2 protein-coding genes are annotated in these 4,174 nt (G+C 42.6%); both read left to right on the top strand.

The annotated features are described in order from the left end of the window. Positions 1-1,424: 1,424 nt before the first annotated feature. Positions 1,425-1,826 (top strand): hypothetical protein, encoded by a 402-nt coding sequence (locus PAT3040_RS13870; RefSeq protein WP_108993174.1) that lies wholly within the window; start codon positions 1,425-1,427, stop codon positions 1,824-1,826. A gap of 262 nt (positions 1,827-2,088) precedes the next feature. Further along, the gene (locus PAT3040_RS13865; protein WP_179215611.1) at positions 2,089-4,053 is read left to right on the top strand and encodes an ABC1 kinase family protein; all 1,965 of its coding nucleotides are present in this window, start codon (positions 2,089-2,091) and stop codon (positions 4,051-4,053) included. Positions 4,054-4,174: the final 121 nt, after the last annotated feature.

Here is a 4,174-nt window from a genome sequence, read left to right as displayed (position 1 = left end):
ATCCAATTGCTTGGGCATCCGTACGAGCCCAAACAAGTCCAAGCCTTGCTGCAATCATTCGGCGTCAAGCGGATGCCGGCACCGAACAGCTATTTCAACGATGATATAATCTGGTCGGCGAAAGCCTCGCTACGCATTGATGTCTACTCGGGAGATTTACACGCCGGCAATTAAACGTAAATTCGGCTATTATATGCTGCCACTATTTTTCGGAGAGAGCTTCATAGGACGAGCCGAGGTAATCGCAACTGAAAATTGGAATATTAAAGAGAGCGTCCATTGTCGGAGGCTCTTTTTAGAGACTGTTCGAATCCGTGTTGATGTCAAATTGTTCTGCTGTATAATCCAATACCGTTGCTGATGATGGGAAGGTGAAGCCCGTGGATAAATTCGAAGATCTAGAAAAATGGATTATAGCGTGTTGCAATCCCAAGGAATTGTTTGAGTTTGTTAAAAAACATGCCAAAGTACTGCCAATTAACAATAAACTTCTCTTTATCGGCTCCCACATTTGGTTTTCCCATCACGACAAACATGCCCGGGAGAAAATAATATTAGTTTCACTGTCAATGGAGATACATTTGTTGTCTCCACATATGTGGAAAAATGTTCGCTGTTCGTGAGAGAGTAAAACTAATAGTGATCAGATGTATTAGCGAGTAAAGTCGAAGGCAAATTGCATGAATGAAACACCCGTGATATGATTAGGATAGAAATAAGGAGCCGGACGGCCATCCGACTCCCTGCACAACAATTTGGGTGGGAAGCCTCCAAAAGTTTTCAGAGAAAATAACCCGTTACCCTTGGCGCGAACCTGGGCGGGTTATTTTCGTTTATTCATGAGAGTGAGCAAAGCCAGCAAGAACATGCCGAGCATTATCACTTCAGTCAACGAAAATGTCATGAGCATCACCTCCGCTCTGGAGGCGATACTTCCCCACCCAAGTCTGTTGCACACTAGCATTATATCAAAATATGACATTTCTTGCATGGAAGATTTGTAGAAAATCGGAATAATCGTGTAAGAGGAATCATGTTACTATTCCCAGCACGATACATGTGGATTGCTGTGTGTCGCTTGCTAGGAAGTAGGAGCTATATCGCATTTCCCTGTATATTGAAGCCCGAATGTATATAGCATTCGGGCTTCTGTGTTTGTGACAGCCAACCGGGTCGAACAAAAGAAGTGGAAGCTAGGGGCCCCCTTCAGTGTGATGATTGTTCTGCGAATGAGAGAATTGTTACGATTCAGGGGATAGCATATATGCTCGTTGCCGTTGGTGCGTTGCAAGCGCGAACCTAAAGTTTCCTTTACATTTCATTTACGTAGCAATCTACCATGATAAATTAGAAGCTAGATGCAGCCGGATACTTGGAGCAAGGCACGTTGCATGTGACGACATTTGTAATTAGGGGGGAATGGCGTGAATGTAAAATCCGTGCAGCCGGTCAGCGAGTATTTCAAAGCGATGCAGCAAAGCAAGGACGCGCGCGCGACGAAGGATCAGACGCGTTTGACATCTATTCGAATTATACTCATGCTGGGCAAGAAGCTGCGCACCGTCGAAATGGACTACTTACAACGACACGATCTCAATCTATACAATCAAGCAATGAGCCTTTCGATGGAACGCCAAGCGTATGAGGACGCATTGCAGCATAGTCGAAGCAAAGCGGATGCGAACTATTACAACACGTTCAAGCTGATGCAGATTGCCGATCAACTGAAGCATGGTGGGTCCGAGGAGCTGCTGATGCGCTCGAACTCGATTCAGGAAGCCCATCGCGAGTTCATGCAATCGAGCAAGTATGTCTCGCTGAGGTAAGATGGGGCGTAACCGCCAGTACCTATAGAATGATTCTTGGTGACTACTCGGATGACGGTGACGGTGGGGGTGGAGCTTTCCCCGGCTGGCTATTATGATGAATAGTTAATAGCTCTGCGAAGACACTAGCTATATGAATAAACAAGGGGTTTCTCGGTTATCTTCGATAATTGAGAAAGCCCTTGTTTGTTTAGCGTGGCTGGAGAGATTATTAGTCGAGTGTGCTATAGTAGTGATAGGGAAGTTCCAGAGGGGATGGAGTATGTTCTTTTTCATTGTATGGTTTGTGTGTTTCATCGTATTCATAGTGCTTGCTACTTTATTTAAAAAGAAATATAAAGTCATTGGATCGTTAGTCAGCGCGCTTGCTGTCAGTGTGTTGGTTCAAGTTTTGGAGCAATTTTACTTGACCAGCATCATTGTTGTTGCCGTCATTTTGTATTTTTTAATAGGAAACATCCATACATTTAAAAACGAACAGCTCAAGCTAATGGTTGCAATATTATTTGGTACGACCACCGTGACACTTGTACTATCGTTTACCTATTTTAATCAAATTTCTACGCCATCTGATCCCGAGATCTTTAGAGTGATGTTTATCTATTACCCGTTATTAATTATATTTATATCTTGTTATGCATACATGCTTCTTTGCCTTTTCAATTTTAAAATACTGCAAACCTCAAACCCGTTCCTATATATTGTGAATAAAATTCGCGGCTTCAGGCGAATGATTCGTTTGTTCTGGATTGCTTCGCGAAAAGGGCTGAGTCATCTGATTCAGCAAGATCATGCGAAACTCCCACATGTTATTGCCGAGATTCTTGAAGAGATGGGGGGAGTTTTTGTTAAGTTTGGACAAGTATTATCAACCCAAAAGGAAATTTTACCTGGTCATTTCATCGAAGCGTTCTCTAGTTTGCATGACCAAGTAAAACCTCTCAGTCAAGAGGAGCTAAAAAAAATCATTGATAGCAGAATTGGCAACATGAATGAAACGTATGAAACCTTCGAGATGCAACCCATCGCAGCAGCTTCTATCGGACAAGTTCATCTGGCTAGGCTTAAGTCAACCGGAGAGAAAGTCGTCGTTAAGATTTTAAGACCTGATGTTAAGCAAAAGATGACAGCGGATTTGGATTTATTAATTCAATTTGTGTCATGGCTGTCGGAGCGTTCTTCTAAAATCAAAAGACTCGGTTTAATACAACTCGCAGTAGGATTTAAAAATAATCTTATCGAAGAAACTGACTTTGATATCGAAGCGCTGAATACCAACATGTTAAAAAGAGCGTTTAAAGAACACGGAATCCCTATAAGAGTGCCTAAAGTTTATTCCGAGTATTCGACTAAACAAATACTAACGATGGAGTATATCGAAGGGAATCGTTTTACAAAAGAAGTGACAACCGATGTTTCAGAAATGATTATGCACGCATTTTTAGATCAAATCCTGATGATAGGTATCTTCCATGCGGATCCGCATCCCGGGAACATCATGTTGACAACGGACGGGGAAGTTGCGCTTATTGACTTCGGTTCAGTTGGTTATTTATCAGATGATGAACGAGGCGGTCTGTTAAGCTTCTTGGTTGGTTACAGCAATAATGATACGAAAGAGATGGCGCATGGCTTGGCGAGGGTTTGTGAGGAAGGACATTTATTCAATGAAGATATGATGGAACGACGCCTCAGTAGACTTCTGTCAGAAGCCTCTTTTTCACATGATCCTACGAGTGTCATAATGAGACGGCTGATGTCGATGATTACCGAAGCGGGGCTATCATTAAAACCAACCGTTGCCGGTGCATTCAGAGCAATCATTACTCTAGACGGGACGTTGTCATCCGTAAATGAAGCATACTCTTTATCCACAGCGAGTCAATCATACGCCAGCCAGATTAATAAAGGACAATTGGCGAAGGAACGTTTAGGTAAGGTCAAGGGAAAGTTAGAGGATTACATCCCGAAATTACTGGAGTTGCCTATTCTTAAAGACAATAGAATCACCATTGCTCGTGAGGAAAATCATAATTTGAATGATTTTATTGGGGCTATAACAGTCGGCATCTTTACCGTGATATGTATGGTAGTCATGCTTGCGAGCTTTTTTGTGCAAGGGGAATTCATGCGATTTTTACTTGCTCCCTTATCCATGTCAGGCTTTGGAGTCGGTATGATCATACTGATCATGTCAGTGATTAAGCAGCTAAAACCCAAGATATAAAAGTTTTTTCCAATCGAAAGGAATGAAATGCAAGCATGAAAGAAGCATCCGAACAGCTCATCCAATTGCTTGGGCATCCGTACGAGCCCAAACAAGTCCAAGCCTTGCTGCAATCATTCGG

This window comes from Paenibacillus agaridevorans (assembly GCF_003112455.1).
GTDB classification, from domain to species: Bacteria; Bacillota; Bacilli; order Paenibacillales; family Paenibacillaceae; genus Pristimantibacillus; species Pristimantibacillus agaridevorans.
Note: the sequence above shows the minus strand (reverse complement) of the source record. Positions and strands in the feature narration are given on the sequence as shown.

Bases quoted from the DNA above. Each gene is read 5' to 3' on its own strand.
- PAT3040_RS13865 (WP_179215611.1), top strand. From the start codon at position 2,089: ATGTTCTTTTTCATTGTATGGTTTGTGTGTTTCATCGTATTCATAGTG.